Source organism: Actinocorallia libanotica (assembly GCF_039525175.1).
In the GTDB taxonomy this organism is placed as follows: Bacteria; Actinomycetota; Actinomycetes; order Streptosporangiales; family Streptosporangiaceae; genus Actinocorallia; species Actinocorallia libanotica.
In genome coordinates this window covers 100,165-120,922 of the sequence record NZ_BAAAHH010000018.1, presented here as the reverse complement: position 1 = coordinate 120,922, position 20,758 = coordinate 100,165, and the positions used below count along the sequence as shown (strand labels likewise).

The window sequence follows — 20,758 nt, the reverse complement described above, 5'->3', positions numbered from 1 at the left end:
GGAAAGTCCACCAGAAGGCGGACCGACCATCCTTATTCAAACAAATGACCGTTTGGTGCATACTGTCGGTTCGGGATGCCGAAGCGATCTTTTCACGCAAGTGTCCGTCGGAACGCTTCCGCGTCCGGCGCGGACCCCGTGCCGGGGAGAGGAGTCACCTCGTTGAGTGACAAGACGATGTCCGTGGAGGAGTTCGCCTCCACGATCGAGTCGGGGATGACCGTGGGCATAGGCGGCTGGGGTTCCCGGCGCAAGCCCATGGCGCTCGTCCGCGCGCTGCTGCGCACCGACGTCACCGACCTGACGGTCGTGAGCCTGGGAGGGCCCGACGTCGGGCTGCTCTGCGCCGCCGGAAAGGTGCGCAAGGTGGCCTACGGCTTCGTCTCCCTGGACAGCATCCCGCTCGACCCCCACTTCCGGGCGGCCAGGGAGAGCGGGACGGTGGAGATCGCCGAGTACGACGAGGGCATGTTCGTGGCCGGCCTGAAGGCGGCGGCCCAGCGGCTGTCGTTCCTGCCCACGCGGGCGGGCCTGGCCTCCGACGTCCTCACCATGAACCCGGAGCTGCGCACCGTCACCTCCCCCTACGCCGACGGGGAGGAGTACGTGGCGATGCCGGCGCTGCGCATGGACGTCGCACTGATCCACCTCAACCGCGCCGACGCCGCGGGCAACGGCCAGTACCTCGGCCCCGACCCGTACTTCGACGACCTGTACTCCATGGCGGCCGACCGCTGCTACCTCAGCTGCGAGGAGGTCGTCCCGACCGAGCGGCTGCGCGAGGCGCCCTTCCAGTCCCTGCTCGTCCGGCGGATGTACGTCAACGGCGTGATCGAGACGCCGCGCGGCGCCCACTTCACCTCCTGCGTCCCCGACTACGACCGCGACGAGGCGTTCCAGCGGGAGTACGCCGCCGCGGCCAAGGACGCCGAGTCCTGGAGCCGCTTCGAGGAGGCCTACCTGCGCGGGGACGAGAGCCGGTACCAGGCCGCCGTCGCCGACTTCGCCAGCACCGGAACGAGGAGTGCCTGACCATGGAGTTCACCCGAGCGGAAGTCTGCGTCGTCGCCGCCTCCGATTCCTGGCGCGACGCCGGAGAGGTGCTGGCGCACGCCGTGGGGACCGTCCCGGCGCTCAGCGCGCGCCTGGCGCGGCTCACCCACTCCCCCGACCTCGTGCTGTCCGACGGCGAGGCGTTCTTCATGAGCGAGCCCGCGCCTCTGGGCAAGACGGCCGCCGACGGAGGGGTGGTCGAGGCCTGGGCGCCCTTCAGCAGCATCTTCGACATCCTGCAGTCGGGCCGCCGCCAGAGCATGATGGGGGCGAGCCAGCTCGACCGGTACGGCAACCAGAACATCTCCTGCATCGGCGACTGGCGGCGGCCCAAGCGGCAGCTGATCGGCGTCCGCGGCGCGCCGGGCAACACCGTGAACCACCGGACGAACTACTGGGTCTCCCGGCACTCGGCCAGGGTCTTCGTCGAGCGGGTCGACGTCGTCTCGGGCGTCGGCAACGACCGGGCTCGGGCGAACGGGGGCGCGGCCCTGCGGTTCCACGACCTCGGAGTCGTCATCACCGACCTCGCCGTCCTGGACTACGGGCCCGACGGTCGGCTGCGGATCAGGTCCGTGCACCCCGGCGTCACCGTCGAGGAGGTGCAGCGCAACACCGGCTTCGAGCTGGACGGGGCGGACGCCGCGGAGACCCGCGCACCGACCTCCGAGGAGCTGCGGCTGATCCGCGAGGTCCTCGATCCGAAGTCCCTGCGTTCCCGCGAGGTCCCGGCCTGAGCGCGGGGCGCCGCCCGAGGGCGGCCGTCCCGCGGGCGGCCGCTCTTTCAGTCCAGGCCTTTGTAGAGCAGGCCGAGGTACTGCTCGGCGAGGTTCTCCGGGGTCATCTGGCCGCCGGGCCGGTACCAGCGCACCGCCGACCAGATGGCGTCGCGGATGAAGAGGTAGCCCACCTTCACGTCGAAGTCCGGCCGGACCATCCCGGACATCTGTCCCGTGGTGAGCACGCGGAGCCAGACCTGCTCGATGCGGTTGCCGTAGTCGGTGACGTAGGCGAACGCCTCCTTGCGCAGGACGTCGCTGCCGGTCTCGTTCTGGTACACCGCGACCGCGTGCGGGGACTCGTGGATGCTGAGGAAGGAGATCCTGACCAGCCGGCTGAGCGTCTCGCGCGGATCGTCGCCCGCCCTCTCGGCGGCCGCGAAGCGCTCGTACAGGCGCACGAGGAAATCGCGGAGCGCCTCGTCGAGCATCGCCTCCTTGGAGGCGAAGTGGTGGTAGATGCTCCCCGCCAGGATGCCCGAGGCGTCGGCGATGTCGCGCATCGTCGTCGCGGCGTAGCCCTTGGTCGCGAAGAGCTCGACCGCGGCCTCCAGGAGGTGCTCGCGCCGGTTGCGCCTGGCGTCGGCCGCCTCCTCTTTCACGGCCGTTCCACGCGACCTCGCCACCCCCATGAGGGCCTCCCTTTCCGCTGGGGGACCGTGCCGTGCGCACGCCCCTCCGACCATCATACCTAACAAACATTTGGTCAATGAAGGAAGATCATGCACACCTTCGAACCCGGCACGACCGTACCGGCGCTGCTGCGCGGCGCCGCCCTGCGGTTCGGCTCCCGCCCCGCCGTCGTCGACGGGGACGTCCGGCTGGACTACCGGGAACTCGCGGAACTCGCCGAACGGGTCGCGCGCTCCCACCTGGCCCTCGGCCTGGGGCCCGGAGACCGCGTGGCGATCTGGACGCCCAACCGGGCGGAGTTCGTCGCCGCCCTGCTCGGCTCGCTGTCGGCCGGCGCCTGCGTCGTGCCGCTCAACACCCGGTACCGCGGGCACGAGGCGGCCGCCATCCTGGCCAGGTCCCGCGCCTCCGTACTGATCACCTCGAACGGCTTCCTCGGCAATGACTTCCTCGGCATGCTACGGGCCGCGGCGGCCGGGCACGAAGGCGGGGACGCCACCGGCCCCGTGCCCGGCCTGCCCCACCTGGGCGCCGTGGTGGACGTGCCGCCCTCCGGTGAGCCCGGGAGGGGCGCGCCGGAGGGAGCGATCGGCTGGACGGACTTCCTGGCCCTGGCCGAGGAGGTCCCCGCCGAAGCCGCCCGGGCCGCCGCCGAGAAGGTGCGGCCCGACGACGTGTGCGACATCCTCTTCACCTCCGGCACGACCGGCCTCCCCAAGGGCGTCATGAGCGCCCACCGCCAGACGGTCGACGTGGCGCGGATCTGGGCCTCCGGCGCGGGCCTGACCCCGCAGGACAGGTACGCGCTGGTCAACCCGTTCTTCCACACCTTCGGCTACAAGGCCGGCATCCTCGCCGCCCTGGGCTCCGGCTCGGCGATCTATCCCGTCGCCGCCTTCGACGCCGAACGGCTCATGGAGCTCGTCCAGAACGAGCGCATCTCCGTGCTTCCGGGCGCCCCCACCATCTTCACCACGCTCCTCGACCACCCGCGCCTGGGCGACTACGACCTCTCCTCGCTGCGTTTCGCCACCGCGGGAGCGGCCACGGTGCCCGACGCGCTGTTCCACAGGATGCGCGAGGAACTCGGATTCGCCGAGGTCGCCCAGGCGTACGGGCTCACCGAATGCGTCATGGTGAGCCGCTCCCGGCCTAACGAGGACCCCGCGCACGTGGAGGAGACGACGGGCCCGGCGGTCGACGGCGTCGAGCTCCGCCTCGTCGACCTCGCCGACGGCTCGGAGGTACCCGTCGGATCGGACGGGGAGATCCTCGTGCGGAGCCGCAACGTGATGCTCGGCTACTTCGAGGACGAGGAGGCCACCCGCGCCGCGATCGACGAGGACGGCTGGTTCCGCACCGGCGACATCGGCCGCCTCGACGAGCACGGCTGCCTGAAGCTCACGGGCCGGCTCAAGGAGATGTTCACCGTCGGCGGGTTCAACGTCTACCCCGCCGAGGTGGAGGGTGCCCTGACCGCCCATCCGGACGTCTCCGAAGCCGCCGTCGTGGCCGGGCCGGACGCGCGGCTGGGGTCGGTCGCGGTGGCCTACGTCGTCTCCCGGCCCGGCGCCGCGCCCGACCCCGGCGCCGTCATCGCCCACTGCCGGGACCGGCTGGCGAACTTCAAGGTGCCCCGCGAGGTCGTCTTCGTGGACGCGCTGCCGCGCAACGCGAGCGGCAAGATCCTCAAGGCGGAGCTGGGTGCGCGGCCTTCGGCCCGCTGAGGCGGTGTGGCCGCGCCTCAGGGCGCGGCCACACCGATCACCCGGCGGAGGCCTGTCCCGGCAGCCTCTCGGTGCCCGGCGCGTGCTGCAGGAACGCGGGCCACTCCCCGCCGCCGTCCACGTTGAGCACGGCGCCGCTGATGTGCGAGGCGAGCGGCGAGGCGAGCAGGACGCAGGCGGCTCCGACCTCCTGCGGTTTGGCGAACACCCCGCGCGGGATGGTCGCGGCCACCCTCGCCTGCTGCTCGGAGTCGCCGTAATGGTCGGCGGACCCCTCGGTCTCCACGAGCCCGCAGCTGACGGCATTGACCCTCACCCGGGGCGCCCACTCGACGGCAAGGCTCCTGGTGAGGCTCTCCAGCGCCGCCTTGGCCGCGCCGTACACCGCCGTCCCGGGGCTGGGGCGGCGGGCGCTGATCGACGTGATGTTCACGACGGATCCCCCCTCTTCCCGGGCGTTCATGACCGGGAAGACGAACTGGGAGACGAACACCGCCGAGAGGAAGTTGAGGTCGGTGATCCTCCGGTGGAAGCGCGGCGAGGCGGAGGCGAAGCCGGCGAAGGGCCCTCCCCCGGCGTTGTTCACCGCCACGTCGATGCGGCCGTGCCGCTGTGCCACCTCGTCCACCCAGCGCCGGACCTGCTCCTCCTCCCGCACGTCCACCTGGCTGAACCGCGGCTCGGGGCCTTCTCCTCCCGGACCCGGCGAGGTGCGCCCGCAGATCTCGACGACCGCGCCGGCCTCCTGGAAGGTCCGCACGATTCCGGCTCCGACCCCGCGCGCGCCGCCCGTCACCAGGACGACGCGGCCCGACAGATCGATCTCCAGCGCCATTTCGGCTCCTCCCCCTCAGCCCACGGCGGAGGTTGTCTACCAAATGTTTGTTAGGTAGCGTAACACCCCCTGGAACTCCGGTAGAAGACCGGAATTCCGCATCGTTCTGGAGGTGGACATGCCCGAGGCAGTCATCGTCGCGATGGCCCGCTCCCCCATCGGCCGGGCCTACAAGGGCTCGTTGAAGGACATGCGCGCCGACGACCTGCTGGTCCAGATGGTCACCGCCGCGCTCGACCAGGTCCCCGCGCTGGATCCCGCCTCCCTCGACGACATCATGGTGGGCTGCGCGCAGCCCGCCGGGGAGCAGGGATACAACCTCGCCCGGCAGACCGCCATCGGCGTGGGCCTCGACAACGTCCCCGGCACCGTCGTGCAGCGCTACTGCGCCTCCAGCGTCCAGACCACGCGGATGGCGCTGCACGCCATCAAGGCCGGCGAGGGCCACGCCTTCGTCTCGGCCGGAGTCGAGTGCGTCTCGCGTTACGGCTTCGGCAAGTCCGACGGGCTGGAGAACACCCGCAACCCGCGCTACGCCGAGGCCGAGGCCAGGTCACAGTCCAGGACCGCCGCCGGAACCGCGGCCTGGACGGACCCGCGCGCCGCCGGGGAGCTGCCCGACCCCTACATCGCCATGGGCCAGACCGCCGAGAACGTCGCGCAGCTCAAAGGGGTGAGCCGACAGCGGCAGGACGAGTTCGGCGTCCGCAGCCAGAACCTCGCGGAGAAGGCCGTCGCCGACGGCTTCTTCGACCTCGACATCACCCCGGTCACGCTGCCCGACGGCGGCGTCGTCACCCGTGACGACTGCCCGCGCGCCGGGGTGGCCCTCGAGTCGGTCTCCTCCCTCAAGCCCGTCTTCCGGCCCGACGGCACCGTCACGGCGGCGAACTGCTGCCCGCTGAACGACGGCGCGGCGGCCCTGGTCGTCATGTCGGACGTGCGTGCCCGCGACCTCGGCCTGACGCCGCTGGCGCGGATCCTCGCCACCGGCGTCTCGGCGCTCTCCCCGGAGATCATGGGGCTGGGCCCGACCGAGGCCATGGGCCGCGCCCTGGAGCACGCGGGACTGACCGCCCGCGACCTCGACCTCGTCGAGATCAACGAGGCGTTCGCCGCCCAGGTGCTGCCCGTGTGCGACGACCTCGGCCTGGACCTCGACCGGGTCAACGTCCACGGCGGCGCGATCGCCCTCGGCCACCCCTTCGGCATGACGGGCGCCCGCCTGACCACCACCCTCGTCAACGGGCTGCGGCACCGCGACGGGCGGCTCGGCGCGGTCACCATGTGCGCGGCGGGCGGCCAGGGCATGGCGCTCATCCTCGAGCGCCTGTCCTGAGCGGGGAAGGGAGAACCATGATGGACGACCGGCCCGCCAGTGCGTGGATCGGCCACGACCTCGGAGAGCGGACCGTCTCGTGGACGGAGCGCGACGCGATCCTCTACGCGCTGGCCGTGGGAGCCAGGGCCGACGAGCTCGACCTGGTCTTCGAGGACCGCCTCCGGACCCTCCCCACCTTCGGGCTGACGCTCGCGCAGTGGGCACCGGACGCGCTCGGCGGCCTGGGCGCCTTCGACGCGGGACGCGCCCTGCACGGCGCGCAGCGGCTGGAGGTGCTCGCCGACCTGCCTCCCCGGGGCGAGCTGACGATGTCCGCCCGGGTGGAAGCGGTGTGGGACAAGGGTTCGGCGGCCGTCTTCGAGGTGCGGGTGGACAGCCCCTGCTTCGTCGCCCGCTGGTCGATCTTCGCTCCCGGCCAGGGCGGATTCGGCGGCGAGCGCGGTCCGGGCGGCAGGGCGGCCGCCGGCGGCGGACCCCCCGGCTTGACGGCACCGGTGGCGACGTTCGCCGAGCAGGCGGCGCTCTACCGGCTCTGCGGCGACCGGCACGCCATCCACATCGACCCCGCCGCCTCCCGGGCGATCGGCCAGGAGCGGCCCATCCTGCACGGCCTGTGCACGATGGCCACGAGCCTGGTCGGCCTGGCCCGCGCCCTGGGCGAGCACCCGGCCGACCTGCGGGAGGCCGAGGTCCGCTTCACCTCCCCGGTCCTCCCGGGCGACGTGCTCTCGCTCGCGGCGCACGTGGAAGGCCGTTCGGCGGCCTTCGAGGTGGGCAAGGACGGGCGGACCGTCCTGGGCTCCGGCCGCGCGGGGTTCGGCGGCTGACGCGGGACCGGGGGAGCCGGCGGCGCGGACTCACACCATGGGCGGCTGGGTCTCGATCGCCAGCTCCCCCGCCCCGTACATGGCCAGGGTGCGGTCGAGGTCGTTGAGGGCGTAGGCCTGGGTGGTGTGGATGTTGCGCCACGCCTGCTCGATGGGGTTGCCCGTCCGTACCACCTCGCCGCCCGAGTGCTCGAACAGCTGGTCCACCGCCGCGGCGGCGCGCTGCGTCGCCACCACCTGGTCGCGCCGGACCCGTCTGCGCAGCACCGCCGGGATGGGCTCGTCGGCCTCGGTGTGCCGGACGAGCTCGCGCATGTCGCGCAGGAGCTGCAGCCATGAGGCGTCGAGATCGGCGCCCGCCGCGGCCAGGCGCGCGTTGTTGAAGTCGTCGCTGATCGTCGCGAGCCCCGCCCAGGCCATGCCGAGGCGGGTGCGCAGCCATCCGACCAGCATGGCGTACGCCCCCTCCGCCATGCCGATGACGGGCACGGCGGTCGCGGCGGCGAACATCGACGGGAGCGGCAGCCGGTAGAGCGGCCCCTGGTTCACCGCCTGCCCCGGGGCGCTGCACCGCAGGCAGGGCGCGAAGCTCAGCGTCCGGTGGGCGGGCACGAAGACGTCCGCGGCCACGAGGTCGTGGCTGGCCGTCGCGCGCAGCCCGACGGTGTCCCAGTTGTGCTCTATCCGCAGGTCCGCCATGGGGACGAGGAAGGTCACGAGGTCGGCGGGCGAACCGTCCGACGCGGCGAGCATGCCCCCCAGCAGCGCCCAGTCCGCGTGCTCGCATCCGACCGCCCAGCTCCACCGCCCCTGGATCCGGTATCCGCCCGGGACCTCGACGATGTGACCGGTCGCCGCGTAGGCGGCGGTCAGGAGCGCGTCCGGCCCGGAGCCCCACACGTCCTCCTGCGCCCCGGCGGGGAAGAGGGCGAGGTGCCACGTGTGCACCCCGAACCAGCTCGTCAGCCAGCCGGTCGACCCGCAGGCCGACGAGACGTCGCGGACCACCTCGAAGAACGGGATCATCCCGGCCTCCGCGCCGCCGAACCGCCGCGGCGCCAGCATCCGGAACACGCCCGCCGAGGCGAGCTCTTCGATGGACGCGCGCGGGATGGCCCGGTCGCGATCCGCCCGAGGCGCCCTCTCCCGCAGATCGGGAAGAATTCCAGCCACGGCCTCGCGCGTTCCCTCGCCCGTCATGGCCTTTCCTTCCTGTCGAAGCGGTCTGTGTATGCTAGGCCACATTTCCCACCGAAGAGTCTCCCGTTGAGTAGGAAGAAAGCATGGAAGGCGACGACCCCGCACCCACCTCGATGATCGACCGGGTCGTTCGCGTCCTCGACACCTTCGACGGCTCTGCCCCGCTTTCCCTCTCCCAGGTGGTCCGCCGCAGCGGGCTGCCGCGCTCCTCGGTGCACCGCATCCTCGAGCGGCTCGTGGCCGTCCGCTGGCTCGCCCGGGAGGGCAGGAACTACCAGCTCGGCCTGCGGATGCTCGAACTCGGCTCCCTCGCCCTGCAGCAGAACGCGCTCCGCGAGGCCGCACTGCCCCTCATGCGCGGGCTGAGCGCCTCAGGCCGCCACGGCGTGCGCCTCGCCGTGCTGGACGGCGCCGAGGTCGTCTACCTGGAGAGGATCGAGGGCCCCGTGGAGAACGGGGCACCCGCGCGGGTCGGCGGGCGCGCCCCGGCCTACTGCACCGCGGTGGGCAAGGCGCTCCTGGCCTACGCCGGCGACGACGCGGTCCGGGAGGTGCTCCGGAGCGGGCTCAAGGCGCGGACCCGGTTCACGATCACCGACCCCGCCCAGTTCGTCCGCGAACTGCAGCGGGTGCGCGAGCACGGTGTGGCGTTCGAACGCGAGGAGGCGGTGCGCGGCATCGCGTGCGTCGCCGCGGCGGTCCGGGGTCCGGGACCCGCCGTGGCGGCCCTGTCGGTGTGCGGGCCGGCCCGGCAGCTCGACTTCACCCGCCTCTCGCCCGCCGTCCAGCAGGCGGCGCTGCGGATCTGGTCCGCCACGCAGGCACGCCCGTCCCTGCCGCTGCGCGGCTCCGAGGGCGCTCCGGTCGGCGACTGGCCGACCGGGACGCTCGACTCCTGGGCCACGTGGCCCAGGATGACCGACTGGCTCTGACGCCGAGGCCGCCAGCCGGGGCCGCCGTGCCCGCGCGCAGACCGCCCCGGCCGTCCGCTCAGTCGAAGCTGATCTCGACCTCGCCGGTGACCGGGACGCTCTGGCAGCCCAGCACCCAGCCCTCCTCCAGGTCCTCCTCCTCGAGGATGTCGTTGACCAGCATCTTGACCTCCCCGCTGACCACCCTGCAGGAGCACGCCGCGCAGTTGCCCTCCCCGCAGGAGTAGGGCGCCTTGAGCCCCCGGGCCAGCAGCAGGTCCAGCAGCTTGGTCTCGGCGGGCCAGCGGAACTCGTGCACGTTGCCGTTCAGCGTCACCGAGAGCTTCGCGGCCCCGGTGTCGCCATCGGCCTCGGGCACCGGTTCCCGTTCGGCGAACGGGTCTCCGCTCAGGGAGTGGAACCTCTCCAGGACGATCTTCTGCTTGGGCATCCCGGCCCGGCCGAGCGCCTCGGCGACGGCCTCCATGAACGGGGCCGGGCCGCAGACGAACGCCGCGTCGCGTCCGGCGAAGGGCGCGGCGAGGGCGGCCAGGGCATCGGCCGTCGGCAGGCCCTGGACGCTCTCCAGCAGGTGGATCACCTGGAGCCGGCCGGGGGCGCGGGCCGCCAGTTCGCGCAGCTCGGCCGAGAAGATCACCGAGGACTCGTCGCGGTTGGCGTAGCACAGCACCACCGTGCCCTCCGGCTGGGCGAGCACCGCCTTGACGATGGAGATCACCGGTGTGATGCCGCTGCCGCCGGCGAAGAGCAGCAGGTCGCCGTTCAGCCGTTCGGGCGTGAACACCCCGGCCGGGGGCAGCACCTCGATCGTCTGCCCCGGGCGGACGTTGTCGCAGATCCAGTTGGATCCCACGCCGCCGTCCACCCGTTTGACCGTGACCTTCAGGTCGGGGTCGACGCCGGGCGCGCTGGCCAGCGAGTAGCAGCGGGCGCTCCCCCGCCCCTCGGCGCCGGGGATGCGCAGGGTGAGGAACTGGCCGGGCCGGTAGTCGAACCGGTCCCCCAGCTCCTCGGGGACGCCCAGGATCAGTGATCGGGCGTCCGCGGTCTCCTCGACGACGTCGAGGACCGTCAGCGTGCAGGCGCTGGTCTCGCTCAAAGGACTCGCTCCTCAACATCCGGAACCGGGAGCAGCCCGCCGCGCACGGACGCCTCGACGCTGTCGCGCAGCGCCTCGCAGGTCGGCGTGACGCTGTGCAGGACGTCCGGCCGGACGGTCTTTCCCAGTTCCGCGCACCGGTCCGTCTCGGTGGTCCACTGGATCTCGGTGTGAGCGAGACTGTTCTTCTTCACCAGGACGCAGGTCCCACAGCGGTGGCAGGACACCGGGTACACGGACATCTCCTCGACTTGGTTCTTCGAAAGGCGGCCGGGGGTGCTCCGCCCCCGGGCACGTTCAGCTGTCGGTCCCCGCCTGGGAGGGCGCCACCGTGACGAGGCGCCCCTCGGCGAGGTTCTCGTCGACTTCCCTCTTCCAGAACTCCCTGGCCCGGTCGGTGTCGATCTCGAACTCGAACCGGTTGACCATCTCGGGCGCGACGTCCTCGACATCGACGTAGAACTGCTCGTACCAGCGGCGCAGCTGGTAGACCGGGCCGTCCTCCTCGCACAGCAGCGGATTGTCGATCTTGGCCTTGTTCCGCCAGATCTCCACGTCCTGAAGGAAGCCCGCCCCCACGCTCTTGGCGACCGCGGCGCAGTACTGCTCCGCCTCCTGGTCGCTCATGCCCTCGGCCTTCTTGACCATCACGCCCCACTGGAGCACGAAACTGGTCGGCGACACCGGGTAGTGGCAGTTGATGAGGATGCTCTCCATCGTCCGCTCCCCCATGATGCTCTTCAAAGGGTTGATCATGTAGGACGGGCCGTAGTAGGCGGCCTCGGAGATGGTCATCTTGTCGTCGGAGTTGCCGGTGCCCAGGTCCACATCCGGGCGCGCCTTGCTGTTCATGTACTGCCAGGCGACGTGACCCTCGAAGACGTTCTTGAAGAACGTCGGGAACGAGTAGTGGATGTAGAAGAAGTGGGCCATGTCCACGACGTTGTCGACGATCTCCCGGCAGTGCGACCCCTCGATCAGCACCTGGTTCCAGGTGAACGACGTCCATTCGGGAGTGCCGTACTGCTCGATCTCGGGGATCGTCACCTCCGGCGGAGGCGGGTTGCCCTGCGGGTCGTGCCAGACGTAGAGCTGGCCGTTGCGCTCCAGCACCGGCCACGACTTCGTCCGCGCCCGCGGCGGCACGCGCCGGGCGTACGGGATGCTCGCGCACCGGCCGTTGCCGCCCCAGCGCCAGTCGTGGAAGGGGCAGGCGACCTCGTCGCCCTTCACCTGGCCCTGGGACAGGTCTCCGCCCATGTGCCGGCAGTAGCCGTCGAGGATGTTCAGCTTGCCGCTGCTGTCGGCGAACACCACCAGCTTGGTGCCGAACGCCTGCACCGCGTGCGGCTTTCCGTCGTTGAAATGCTCGATCAGGCCGAGGCAGTGCCACCCCCGCGCATAACGCGCGGGAGGCGCCGCCGCCTCGATCACACGGACTCCGTCGCCGTCGGCGGTCTGTGGGGTGGTCACGAAAAGCTCCAGAGTCGGGATTCGATGTCGGTCCGGGGCGGCCCGCCGTCTGCCGGGGACGCAGACGGCGGGCCGCCGAACGGATGTGAGGCAGGTCTCCCTCCGCTTCGAAGCTAAGGCGGCGCCCGAGCCCCTCACCAGGAGGTCTCCCGCTGATCGGGAGGGAGGGGCGGGCCGTGACCCGGCCGGAGATCGACCCTCACGGCGAGTACCGAACCGACTGCCGAAAGTGCTGTTTCGACCAGTCTGCCGGGGCGTACAGAACCGTTCTCCCGTTTTGGCCGATGACCGGGAAACCCCCTTCTGAGCAGGTGGCGGCCCTTCCTACCGTGGCCGGGTCCGTGTTCCCCCGCACCACGATGGGAGATGCCTCGTGCCCACCCCAGCCATCCCGGTCGCCGACGTCACCGAGCTGGTCTCGCTCTGGTGGTTCGCCTACGACCAGGGCGACTTCGCCACGCTGCGCGAACTGCTGCACGAGGAGGTGCACTTCTCCTCCCGCAGCGACACCGGCGACGCCCCCTACGAGGAGAGCATCCGCTGCGAGCTGACCGGCGCCGAAGCGGTGGTGTCGTGGCAGTCCAGCCACCGCATGGTCAGCCCCTTCCCGATCCGGCACTTCGCGACCAACGTCCACGTCACCGGCGTCGAAGGCGGGGAGACGCGCTTCTCCTCGTACATGCTCGTGACGAAGAACGTGAACGGGGCGCCGAAGAACCTCACCTCGGGGATCGTCTCGGGAAGCGTGGTCGCCGGCCCCCGCCGCCCCGTCCTCCGTTCACTCGAGGTCGTCATCGACTTCATGGACGCCCTCCCGCGCTTCCCCGAAGGCGGTGAGACCGTTCTCGCCGGCCGCCCGGTCAGCGGGACGTCCGCCACCGGGAACACGGGAGCGGCATGAACCGGGATTCCGAGAAGACCGCGGGAGGGCATGTGACGAGCGCGGCCGAGCGATTCGCGGGAGGGACCGCGCTGGTGACCGGCGGAGCCGCGGGCATCGGGGAGGGGTTCGTCCGTCATCTGGCCGCGCTGGGCATGCGGGTCGTCGTCGCGGACGTCGACGGCACCCGTGCCGAGGCGGTCGCCGGTGACATCAGGGCGGGCGGCGGCCTCGCGGAGCCGTACGAGGTCGACGTCACCGACGCGGACGCCGTCGACCGGATGGCCGCGCACGTCTTCGACACGTACGGCGGCGTGGACCTGCTCGTCAACAACGCGGGCATCGAGAGCTCCGGCTGGCTGTGGGAGATCCCCGTCACCCGGTGGCGGCAGGTGATGTCCATCAACGTCGACGGGGTGTTCCACTGCGTACGCTCGTTCGTCCCGCGCATGATCGAGGCGGGGCGGCCGGCCGTCGTGGCGAACCTGTCCTCGGTCGGCGGCGTGCGGACCGTGCCGCTCCAGACCCCCTACATCGTCACCAAGCACGCCGTCCTGGCCCTGACCGAGTGCCTGCACCAGGAGATCAGCCTCACCGGCGCGCCGATCCAGGTCTGCGCCGTGCTGCCGCACTCGGTGCGCAGCCGGATCTTCCTCGACGCGCAGGCCGCGGCGCCGAGCGGCGACCCGCTCGCCGACCGCCTCTTCTCCTCGATGCAGGAGGCCAACGTCGCCTCCGGGCTCGACCCGGTGGAGGCCGCCGAGCACATGGTCGCCCAGATCGCGGCCGGCGGGTTCTGGATCTTCTCCGACGACGAGCGCGGCACCGCGGCGCTGCGCTCGCGCGCCGAGCACCTCACCGCCCAGGGTGAGCCGGTGGATCCCCGGGAGGTCTTCCCGGTGCTCGCCGAACCCTCCTCCTGACCGCGGTTCCGGCTGCGCGGAGTGCCGCCGGAAACCGCCGGAAGAAAGATGACGAGGGCCGTCCGCTCGATCGAGCGGACGGCCCTCGCCGCGTACGGCCGGTTCCGGGATCAGCCGGTCACCAGCTGACCGGGAAGTCCAGCATCCCCCCGGTGAGCACGCCCTGCAGGTAGACGGGGTCGTTCGCCAGGGTGAGGCCCGGCAGCCGCTTGAACAGGGTGCCGATCCCGACCTGCAGCTCCATCTGCGCCAGGGAGGCGCCCAGGCACCGGTGCAGCCCGTGGCTGAAGGTCAGGTGCTGGTTGTGGAGGCGGCGCAGGTCGAACTCCTCGGGCCCCTCGAAGGCGCCGTCGTCGTGGTTGGCCGAGTCGAGGTCCACCATGACGGCCTCGCCCTGCTTGATGGGCTGACCCGCTATCTCGGTGTCCTCGCTCGCCACGAATGGCACCAGGCCGGGCCGGGCGGTGATCGGCCGTCCCATCTCCATGGAGCTGTGCCGCAGGATCTCGTCGACCGCGGCCCCGATCCTGCCGTCGACGTCCTCGGTGAGCACGGCCCGCTGCCCGGGGTTGAGCAGCAGCGACAGGGTGCCCTGACCGATGAAGTTGGCGGTGTTGTCGAAGCCGCCCACCACCAGGAGCATCGCGATCTCGAGGATCTCGCCGTCGGTCAGCTGGTCGTCTGCCTCCTTGGCCGCCGCAAGGGCGCTCAGCAGGTCGTCCTGCGGCTCGGCGCGCCGGGCGGCCATGAGCTCCGACAGGTAGATGTAGAGCGCCGTGGTGTGCTCCATGACCTTGGCCTCGTCCAGGCCGGAGGTCGCCAGCAGGGCGTGGCTCCACTCCACGAAGTTGGCGCGGCCCTCCTCGGGCACACCGATGAGGTCGCCGAGGACGCGGATGGGCAGCGGCAGCATGTAGGCGTCGACGAGGTTGGCGCTCTTGGCGCCGTCCGCGGTCATCCGGTCGATGAGCTCGTTGGCGATCCCCGTGGTGGACTCGCGCAGCTTCTCCACCCGGCGCTGGGTGAAGGCCTTGGCGACCAGCCTGCGCATCCGGGTGTGGTCCGGCGGGTCCATGAACTGGAGCGTCTTGGTGAGGAACGCGGGGAACTCGAACCCGTAGGGCACGGGCCGGCCGTCCGCGAAGGGCTTGCGGACGAAGGTGCGGTTCTCCAGCAGCTCCTTGCAGGCGTCGTGCCGGTGGACCAGCCAGGCCTCGCCGCCGACCGGGAAGGCCACCTTGGTCATCGGCCGGTCGTTCCGGATGGCGCGCATGATCTCCTGCGCTTCCGCCGCGCTGACCGGCCCGAAAGGATATTCGGCTTTCATGATTCTCCTGGTGCTTTCTGGAAGGTTCCGGTCAGGACGGGAAGGCGAGCTCGGCGACCTGGGCGTTCGCGGTGTCGGTGATCTCGTCGATGCGCGCGGCGACGGTCTCGGGGGACAGCTCCGGGTCGTGGATGCCGGGGGTGCCGACCATGACCATGCGCGAGACGTAGCCGCCCGCCGCGTTGAGGACCTCGCCGGTGATCGCGCAGTCGGCGTGGGCCAGGTAGGCGCCGACCGGGGCGACCTTCTCCGGCGGCATCTGCTCCTGCATGTACTCGGCGGTGCCGGGCGGCAGGGCGGGGGCCGCGATGTCCATCATCCGGGTGCCGGCTCCGGGGGCGACGGCGTTGACCTTGATGCCGTGCGCGGCGCCGGCGACCGCCAGGGCGCGGGTCAGCCCGTAGACGGCGCCCTTGGCCGACCCGTAGTGCACCATGTCCGGCTGGCCGGTCAGCGCGGCCGACACGGTGTTGACGACGCGCCCGCTGCCGGAGGCGATCAGGTGCGGCCAGGCGGCCCGGGTCAGCAGCAGGCTGCCGTGGTAGTGCACGTCGAGGAAGGACTGGTAGACCTCGGGCTCCAGGTCCTCGAACCTGCCGAGGCGGTAGTTCCCGGCGTTGTTGATGACCGCGTCGATCCGGCCGAAGCGCTCAATGGCCTGGGCGACGAGGGCTTCGACGTCCTTGGGGTCGGCGATGGATCCGGCGTTGGCGGCGGCGGTCCCGCCGGCCGCCTCGATCTCGGCGGCGACGGCGGAGGCCGGTCCGTCCGAGGGGTTGCGGCCGTCGGTGTCGCCGCCGAGGTCGTTGACGACGACCGAGGCGCCGCGAGCGCCGAGCAGGAGGGCGTAGGCGCGGCCGATGCCGCGGCCCGCGCCGGTCACGATGACGACGCGGCCGGTGAAGTCGAGCATGAGGGCTCCTCGTTGAGTTGCGAAGTGGGGTGTCGGAGCTGAGGTCAGGGCCGCGTCTCGCCGCCGGAGACGCTCACGCGGGCCCGCCAGATCGACCCCTGGCCGCCCTGCCTGGACTTCTCGTGGTCCTGGACCTCGAACCCGCAGGCCACGTACAGGGTCCGCCGGTCCTCTCCGCCCAGCCCGCACGCGGTGGTGGAGCCCGCCTCGGCCTGGGGGACGCTCACCTGGGCGAGGACCTCCCCGCCGTCGGCGAACCGGGTCACCCTGCCGCTGATCGGGAAGGCGACCCAGGCGGCGCCCTCGGCGTCCAGGCAGAGCCCGTCGGGCAGCTCGTCGAGCTGCGCGAAGAGCCGGTAGTTCGCCAGCCCGCCGTCCGCGCCGATGTCGAAGGCCGAGACCTTGTCGGCGAACGCCTCCGCGGTGACCAGGGTGGAGCCGTCCTCGCTCACCGCGATGCCGTTGGCGCCCATGAGGTGCTCGGTCCCCGCCGCGATGCGGGCCTCGCCGCCCGGCTCGACGATGATGATCGGGGACGGCGCGGGCGCCTCGCCCTTCCACAGGTCGAAGCCCAACTGCGTGACGTAGGCGCGTCCCGAGGCGGTGACGACCATGTCGTTGATCGGACCGGCCGCCAGGTCCCGCAGGTCCGCGTAGACCTCGGCCTTGCCGTTCTCGACGGCCAGCACGACCTTCTCGAACATCGAGCTCACCAGCAGACGACCGTCCGGGAGGTACCCCGTGCCGACCGTGATGACGTCGGCTCCGTCCAGGCCCTCCCGGTCGTTGAGGTCGACGATGGTCTCGGCCTCGCCGGTCTCGCTCAAAGAGACGATCCGGCGGTTGTACATGTCGGAGAAGTAGAAGCGGCCGGCGTGCCAGCGGGGGCACTCGGTCCAGCTGAATCCCTGCGCCAGGCGCTCGGCGGTGAACGTCTCCATGGGCTCCTCATCAAATGCTTGTTTGGTCAGTGCCCGACCGCTTCCCTGAGCGTGATCCGTCAGAGGAAAGGCGGGCGGGAACCGGCGGACGCCGTGAAGGCGAGCGCACCGGGCGGAGGGTGACCTGCGGGCGGCGGCCCGGCGCGGACGCGAGGTCCACGGGGCGGCAGCCCGTGCGCGACATCTCGTTTCCGAGGCGCGTCCCCGGCGCCCGGTCATGGATACTGTCCATGGGAAACAATGTCAGTGCGACAGCATAAGCACGCAGAACGGCCCAAGGGAAGAACCCGACGCGGATGACTTCGGAAAATGACCAGGATCAGAGCCTCGGCCAGGTGCTCGAGGCCTTCAGCCTGATCATCGGCAGATGGACGGCCGTGGGCATGGCCGACCGCATCCTGGAGCGCGCGGGGATCGACGCCGACGCCGCTTCGATGACCCTGCTCCTCGAACTGCGGCGCACGGGAGGGGCGGCCCGCCCCTCCCGTCTGGCCCGGGCGACGCGCACCGGCGCCTCCAACGTCAGCAAGGTGCTGGCGCGGATGACGCGCGCCGGCCTCGTCGAGCGCGTGGCCGAACCGGACGACCTGCGGGCCGTCTCCATCGTCCTGACCGGCGAGGGCCGCCGCGCCGCCGATCTGATCGACAGGACGAGCGTGGAAATGCTCGGCGAGCTGCTGAAGGACTGGCCCGAAGACGACGTCGCCCGCCTGGGCGGCCTGCTCGGCCGCTTCGCCCACTCCCTCCGCTCCTCGTTCCCGGCGTGAGAGGCGCCCCTTCCCTGGGGGGCCCAAAAACCGAGTACATCTCTGCTTTTGCTTGACGAGCATTCCGTTTCGTATTTATCGTCCAGCTTGTACGCAGATATTAAAACGTTTTAATACTCCTGCCGAGCACGCCGCGGCCGCCCCGGCCGCGTCCCCCCGCACTCGACTCCCCCAGGAGCCCCATGTTCCCCGCCCCCGGGAGGTGGGGCGGCCTCGCAGCGCTGGCCGTCACCGCTTCCCTGCTCTCGGTGCCCTCAGCCGCCTCGGCCGCCCCCGGCCCCTTCGGTTCCACGTTCGCCCGCCTGTTCGCCGCACCGCCCTCCGACGCCAGGCCGAAGACCCGCTACTGGTGGCCGTGCGGCCAGGTCGACCCCGCTTCGATCGACACGGAGATGAAGCAGATCGCGGATCGGGGCTTCGGCTCCGTGGAGATCCAGTGCATGTTCACCACCGACCCCGCGAAGTACGGCTGGGGCGGTCCCGAGTTCACCGACCGGCTGGAGAAGGCGGCCGCCGCAGGCCGCAAGCACGGCCTCGACGTCGACCTCACCGTCGGTCCGTCCTGGCCCCTGGTCGTCCCCGGCCTCACGCCCGACAGTCCGCAGGCCGCGCAGGAACTCGCCTACGGCAGAGCGGTCGTCGAGGGCGGGAGCGCTTACGACGGCCCCGTACCCGCGGCCCCGGCGCCCAAGGAGGGGGTGACCGAGCAGACGCTCGTCGCCGTCCAAGCGGTCAGATGCCCTGACGGCTGCACCACGGCCAAGCCCGTGAAGCTGGACAAGGAGTCCCTGGTCGACCTCACCGCGAAGGTCCGCGACGGCCGGGTCTCCTGGACCGCGCCGACCGGAGGGCAGTGGCTGCTGCTCGGCCACTGGCGGCGCGGCACCGGCCAGGCGCCGGTCTCCGGGCAGTCCGTCTCGGGGCGGCCCGCCTACGTGGTGGACCACTTCAGCGACGCGGGCGCCCGGGCCGCCACCGGCTACCTGGACGCGCACGTCCTGTCGCCGAGGCTGCGCGACCTCCTCAAGAGCACGGGCGGCGACCTGTTCGAGGACTCCCTGGAACTGGACTCGGCCCAGCACTGGACCGCGGACCTGCCCGACCGCTTCCGGGACCTGCGCGGATACTCCCTGCGCGAGAACCTGCCGGTCCTGTTCATCGACAAGATCCACCGCCAGTACACCTCCGCGAAGCCGACGGACACCCCGGACTTCGCGTTCACCGACGGCAGCGGAGGCCGTGTCCGCGACGACTACTACCGAACCCTCACCGACCTGTACGTCGACCGGCACGTCGAGCCGCTGAAGAAATGGGCGCACTCGCTGGGCCTCCGGTTCCGCGCCCAGCCCTACGGCACCACCATCGACACGCCGCGCGTCGACGCCGCCATCGACGTGCCCGAGACCGAGTCCCTCGGCGTCTACGACGGGCACGTGGACGAACCGTTCCGGTGGGTCGCAGACGGGGCGGTGCACCTGTCCGGCAAGGACGTCTACTCGCTGGAGTGCTGCGCCGTCTTCAACAGCGCCTACGCCCAAACCTGGCCGCAGATGCTCCGGCACTTCAACACGGCCTTCGCGCACGACGTCAACCAGATCGTCTTCCACGGCGTGCCCACCGAGAACGCCCTGGGCATCCCCTGGCCGGGCTTCTCCCCCTTCACCATGCAGGGCGGCAACGGCTTCTCCGAGGCATGGGGCCCGCGCCAGCCGACCTGGGACGACACCGACGAGATCACCGCCTGGACGGCGCGGATGCAGTACGTCCTCCGGCAGGGCCGCCCCTCGGTGGACCTGGCCGTCTACCGGCAGAGCCACGGCTCGGACGTCCGCGAACCCGAAGGCGTGCCCGGATTCACCTTCGACTTCACCGGGCCCGACCGGCTCGCCGGCACGTCCGTGCGCGGACGCCGCCTGGCTCCGGACGGACCCGCCTACCGGGCACTGGTCCTGGACCGGCAGCCGACCCTCGGGGTGGACACCGCCCGCACCCTCCTGGCCCACGCGCGGCAGGGGCTGCCCATCGTCGTCGTCGGCGACCCCCCGGCGCGCACTCCAGGAGCCCACCGCGCGGCCGACCAGGACGCGGAGCTCGGACGGCTCGTCCAGCGCCTGCTCGCGCAACCGTCGGTCCGCCGGGTCTCCGGCCCGGGCGAGCTGGGCTCCGCTCTCACGGCCCTGGGGGTGCGGGCCTCCGCGGAGTCCTCGGCGCCCGGCCTGCTGACCGTGCGGCGCGCGGTGAAGGGCGGGGACCTCTACTACCTGTACAACCCGACTTCCGCGACGGTCTCCGCCGAGGCGTCGCTCGAAGGCGAGGGCAGGCCCTTCTCCCTGGACGCGTGGACCGGGGAGATCTCGCCGCTCGGACGGTACCGGACCGAGAAGTCACGGACCGTGGTGCCGGTCTCCCTCACACCGGGCGCTTCGACCGTCATCGCGCTCGGCGGCGGCGAAGGCCGCCACGTAACCTCCGTGGACGGCGGCGAGGTCGTCGCGAACGACGGTCTGCGCCTCCGCGCGACCACCGGCGGCACCTACACGGCTCGCCTGAACGACGGGACGACGGCTCAAGTCGCCCTTCCCGAGGTCGCGCCCGAACAGCGGCTCGACTCCTGGAAGCTCACCGTCGACGACTGGCGGCGAGGAGCGGACGGACGGCGCGAGACCGTACGGCACGAGCTCGACCTGCCTTCACTGAAGCCGTGGTCGGACATCCCTGAACTGGCCGACACCTCGGGAATCGGCACTTACAGCACGACGGTGACGCTCGGCGACCTGGACGGCGCGTACCTCGAACTCGGCGAGGTCACCGACACCTTCCAGATCAGCGTCAACGGACGCGCGCTGCCCCCGTCCGACCAGGTGACCCGGCGCGTCGACCTCGCCGGCCACCTCGAACCCGGAACGAACACCATCACGATCCGCGTGGCGACCACGCTGCGGAACCGGCTCCGGGTGACCCCGGACCTCCTCCTCCAGGCGCAGCAGCCCCGCCAGCGCTACGGCCTGATCGGCCCCGTCCGCCTCCTGCCCTACCGGGAAGCGCCCATCCGGGACTGATCACGGAAACACCCCCCACCTCAAGGAGAAACCCCCCATGCACACCCC

19 protein-coding genes are annotated in these 20,758 nt (G+C 71.5%); 10 read left to right on the top strand and 9 right to left on the bottom strand.

Going from position 1 to position 20,758, the window contains the following annotated elements; genetic code table 11:
- Window positions 1-177 precede the first annotated feature (177 nt).
- Together ABD140_RS21815 and ABD140_RS21810 are read left to right on the top strand one after the other, a co-directional pair.
- On the top strand, window positions 178-1,032 hold the full coding sequence (locus ABD140_RS21815) for a CoA transferase subunit A (RefSeq protein WP_344242803.1): 855 nt from the start codon (window positions 178-180) through the stop codon (window positions 1,030-1,032).
- Window positions 1,033-1,034: 2 nt separating this feature from the next.
- Window positions 1,035-1,790 (top strand): CoA-transferase subunit beta, encoded by a 756-nt coding sequence (locus ABD140_RS21810; RefSeq protein ID WP_344242767.1) that lies wholly within the window; start codon window positions 1,035-1,037, stop codon window positions 1,788-1,790.
- Between the two features lie 47 nt (window positions 1,791-1,837).
- Here the strand turns inward: ABD140_RS21810 and ABD140_RS21805 are convergent, their stop codons facing one another.
- Complete coding sequence (locus ABD140_RS21805) at window positions 1,838-2,434, bottom strand: TetR/AcrR family transcriptional regulator (protein WP_344242766.1); 597 nt, start codon at window positions 2,432-2,434, stop codon at window positions 1,838-1,840.
- Window positions 2,435-2,554: 120 nt separating this feature from the next.
- On the opposite strand from ABD140_RS21805, the gene ABD140_RS21800 reads away from it, so the two are divergent.
- Complete coding sequence (locus ABD140_RS21800) at window positions 2,555-4,192, top strand: AMP-binding protein (protein WP_344242765.1); 1,638 nt, start codon at window positions 2,555-2,557, stop codon at window positions 4,190-4,192.
- A 37-nt stretch (window positions 4,193-4,229) separates the two neighbouring features.
- Here the strand turns inward: ABD140_RS21800 and ABD140_RS21795 are convergent, their stop codons facing one another.
- Window positions 4,230-5,027, bottom strand: a complete 798-nt coding sequence (locus ABD140_RS21795) for an SDR family oxidoreductase (RefSeq protein WP_344242764.1) — start codon at window positions 5,025-5,027, stop codon at window positions 4,230-4,232.
- Window positions 5,028-5,145: 118 nt separating this feature from the next.
- Here ABD140_RS21795 and ABD140_RS21790 point away from each other — a divergent pair, with 118 nt between their 5' ends.
- Together ABD140_RS21790 and ABD140_RS21785 are read left to right on the top strand one after the other, a co-directional pair.
- Window positions 5,146-6,366 (top strand): acetyl-CoA C-acetyltransferase, encoded by a 1,221-nt coding sequence (locus ABD140_RS21790; protein WP_344242763.1) that lies wholly within the window; start codon window positions 5,146-5,148, stop codon window positions 6,364-6,366.
- 17 nt (window positions 6,367-6,383) lie between these two features.
- Window positions 6,384-7,196 (top strand): MaoC/PaaZ C-terminal domain-containing protein, encoded by an 813-nt coding sequence (locus tag ABD140_RS21785; protein ID WP_344242762.1) that lies wholly within the window; start codon window positions 6,384-6,386, stop codon window positions 7,194-7,196.
- Between the two features lie 30 nt (window positions 7,197-7,226).
- Here ABD140_RS21785 and hsaA read toward each other — a convergent pair whose 3' ends face one another.
- Entirely contained in the window at window positions 7,227-8,396 is a 1,170-nt protein-coding gene (gene hsaA / locus ABD140_RS21780) for a 3-hydroxy-9,10-secoandrosta-1,3,5(10)-triene-9,17-dione monooxygenase oxygenase subunit (protein WP_344242761.1), read from the bottom strand.
- An 83-nt stretch (window positions 8,397-8,479) separates the two neighbouring features.
- On the opposite strand from hsaA, the gene ABD140_RS21775 reads away from it, so the two are divergent.
- Window positions 8,480-9,328: an IclR family transcriptional regulator gene (locus ABD140_RS21775; protein ID WP_344242760.1), complete on the top strand. Its 849-nt coding sequence runs from the start codon at window positions 8,480-8,482 to the stop codon at window positions 9,326-9,328.
- Window positions 9,329-9,386: 58 nt separating this feature from the next.
- Here the strand turns inward: ABD140_RS21775 and ABD140_RS21770 are convergent, their stop codons facing one another.
- The 3 genes from ABD140_RS21770 to ABD140_RS21760 all read right to left on the bottom strand — a co-directional run bounded on the left by ABD140_RS21770 (window position 9,387) and on the right by ABD140_RS21760 (window position 11,900).
- Window positions 9,387-10,427: a 2Fe-2S iron-sulfur cluster-binding protein gene (locus tag ABD140_RS21770; RefSeq protein WP_344242759.1), complete on the bottom strand. Its 1,041-nt coding sequence runs from the start codon at window positions 10,425-10,427 to the stop codon at window positions 9,387-9,389.
- Window positions 10,424-10,621 carry a hypothetical protein gene (locus tag ABD140_RS21765; RefSeq protein ID WP_344242758.1) on the bottom strand — a complete coding sequence of 66 codons (198 nt, stop codon included), beginning with the start codon at window positions 10,619-10,621 and terminating at the stop codon, window positions 10,424-10,426. Before ABD140_RS21765 ends, ABD140_RS21770 begins: the two co-directional genes overlap by 4 nt.
- Window positions 10,622-10,724: 103 nt before the next feature.
- Window positions 10,725-11,900: a 3-ketosteroid-9-alpha-monooxygenase, oxygenase component gene (locus tag ABD140_RS21760; protein WP_344242757.1), complete on the bottom strand. Its 1,176-nt coding sequence runs from the start codon at window positions 11,898-11,900 to the stop codon at window positions 10,725-10,727.
- Between the two features lie 373 nt (window positions 11,901-12,273).
- Here ABD140_RS21760 and ABD140_RS21755 point away from each other — a divergent pair, with 373 nt between their 5' ends.
- Both ABD140_RS21755 and ABD140_RS21750 read left to right on the top strand, forming a co-directional pair.
- A complete protein-coding gene (locus tag ABD140_RS21755) occupies window positions 12,274-12,801 on the top strand; it encodes a nuclear transport factor 2 family protein (protein WP_344242756.1) in 528 nt (175 codons plus the stop codon).
- Window positions 12,798-13,703 carry an SDR family NAD(P)-dependent oxidoreductase gene (locus ABD140_RS21750; protein WP_344242755.1) on the top strand — a complete coding sequence of 302 codons (906 nt, stop codon included), beginning with the start codon at window positions 12,798-12,800 and terminating at the stop codon, window positions 13,701-13,703. Before ABD140_RS21755 ends, ABD140_RS21750 begins: the two co-directional genes overlap by 4 nt.
- A gap of 118 nt (window positions 13,704-13,821) precedes the next feature.
- Here ABD140_RS21750 and ABD140_RS21745 read toward each other — a convergent pair whose 3' ends face one another.
- Genes ABD140_RS21745 through ABD140_RS21735 form a run of 3 tightly spaced genes read right to left on the bottom strand, consistent with a single transcriptional unit; the run spans window position 13,822 to window position 16,884 of the window.
- Window positions 13,822-15,030, bottom strand: a complete 1,209-nt coding sequence (locus tag ABD140_RS21745; RefSeq protein ID WP_344242754.1) for a cytochrome P450 — start codon at window positions 15,028-15,030, stop codon at window positions 13,822-13,824.
- 31 nt (window positions 15,031-15,061) lie between these two features.
- Window positions 15,062-15,943 carry an SDR family NAD(P)-dependent oxidoreductase gene (locus ABD140_RS21740; RefSeq protein WP_344242753.1) on the bottom strand — a complete coding sequence of 294 codons (882 nt, stop codon included), beginning with the start codon at window positions 15,941-15,943 and terminating at the stop codon, window positions 15,062-15,064.
- A 44-nt stretch (window positions 15,944-15,987) separates the two neighbouring features.
- A complete protein-coding gene (locus ABD140_RS21735) occupies window positions 15,988-16,884 on the bottom strand; it encodes an SMP-30/gluconolactonase/LRE family protein (RefSeq protein ID WP_344242752.1) in 897 nt (298 codons plus the stop codon).
- Between the two features lie 296 nt (window positions 16,885-17,180).
- Here ABD140_RS21735 and ABD140_RS21730 point away from each other — a divergent pair, with 296 nt between their 5' ends.
- Both ABD140_RS21730 and ABD140_RS21725 read left to right on the top strand, forming a co-directional pair.
- A complete protein-coding gene (locus ABD140_RS21730) occupies window positions 17,181-17,651 on the top strand; it encodes a MarR family winged helix-turn-helix transcriptional regulator (protein WP_344242751.1) in 471 nt (156 codons plus the stop codon).
- Between the two features lie 182 nt (window positions 17,652-17,833).
- Complete coding sequence (locus ABD140_RS21725) at window positions 17,834-20,710, top strand: glycosyl hydrolase (protein ID WP_344242750.1); 2,877 nt, start codon at window positions 17,834-17,836, stop codon at window positions 20,708-20,710.
- Window positions 20,711-20,758: the final 48 nt, after the last annotated feature.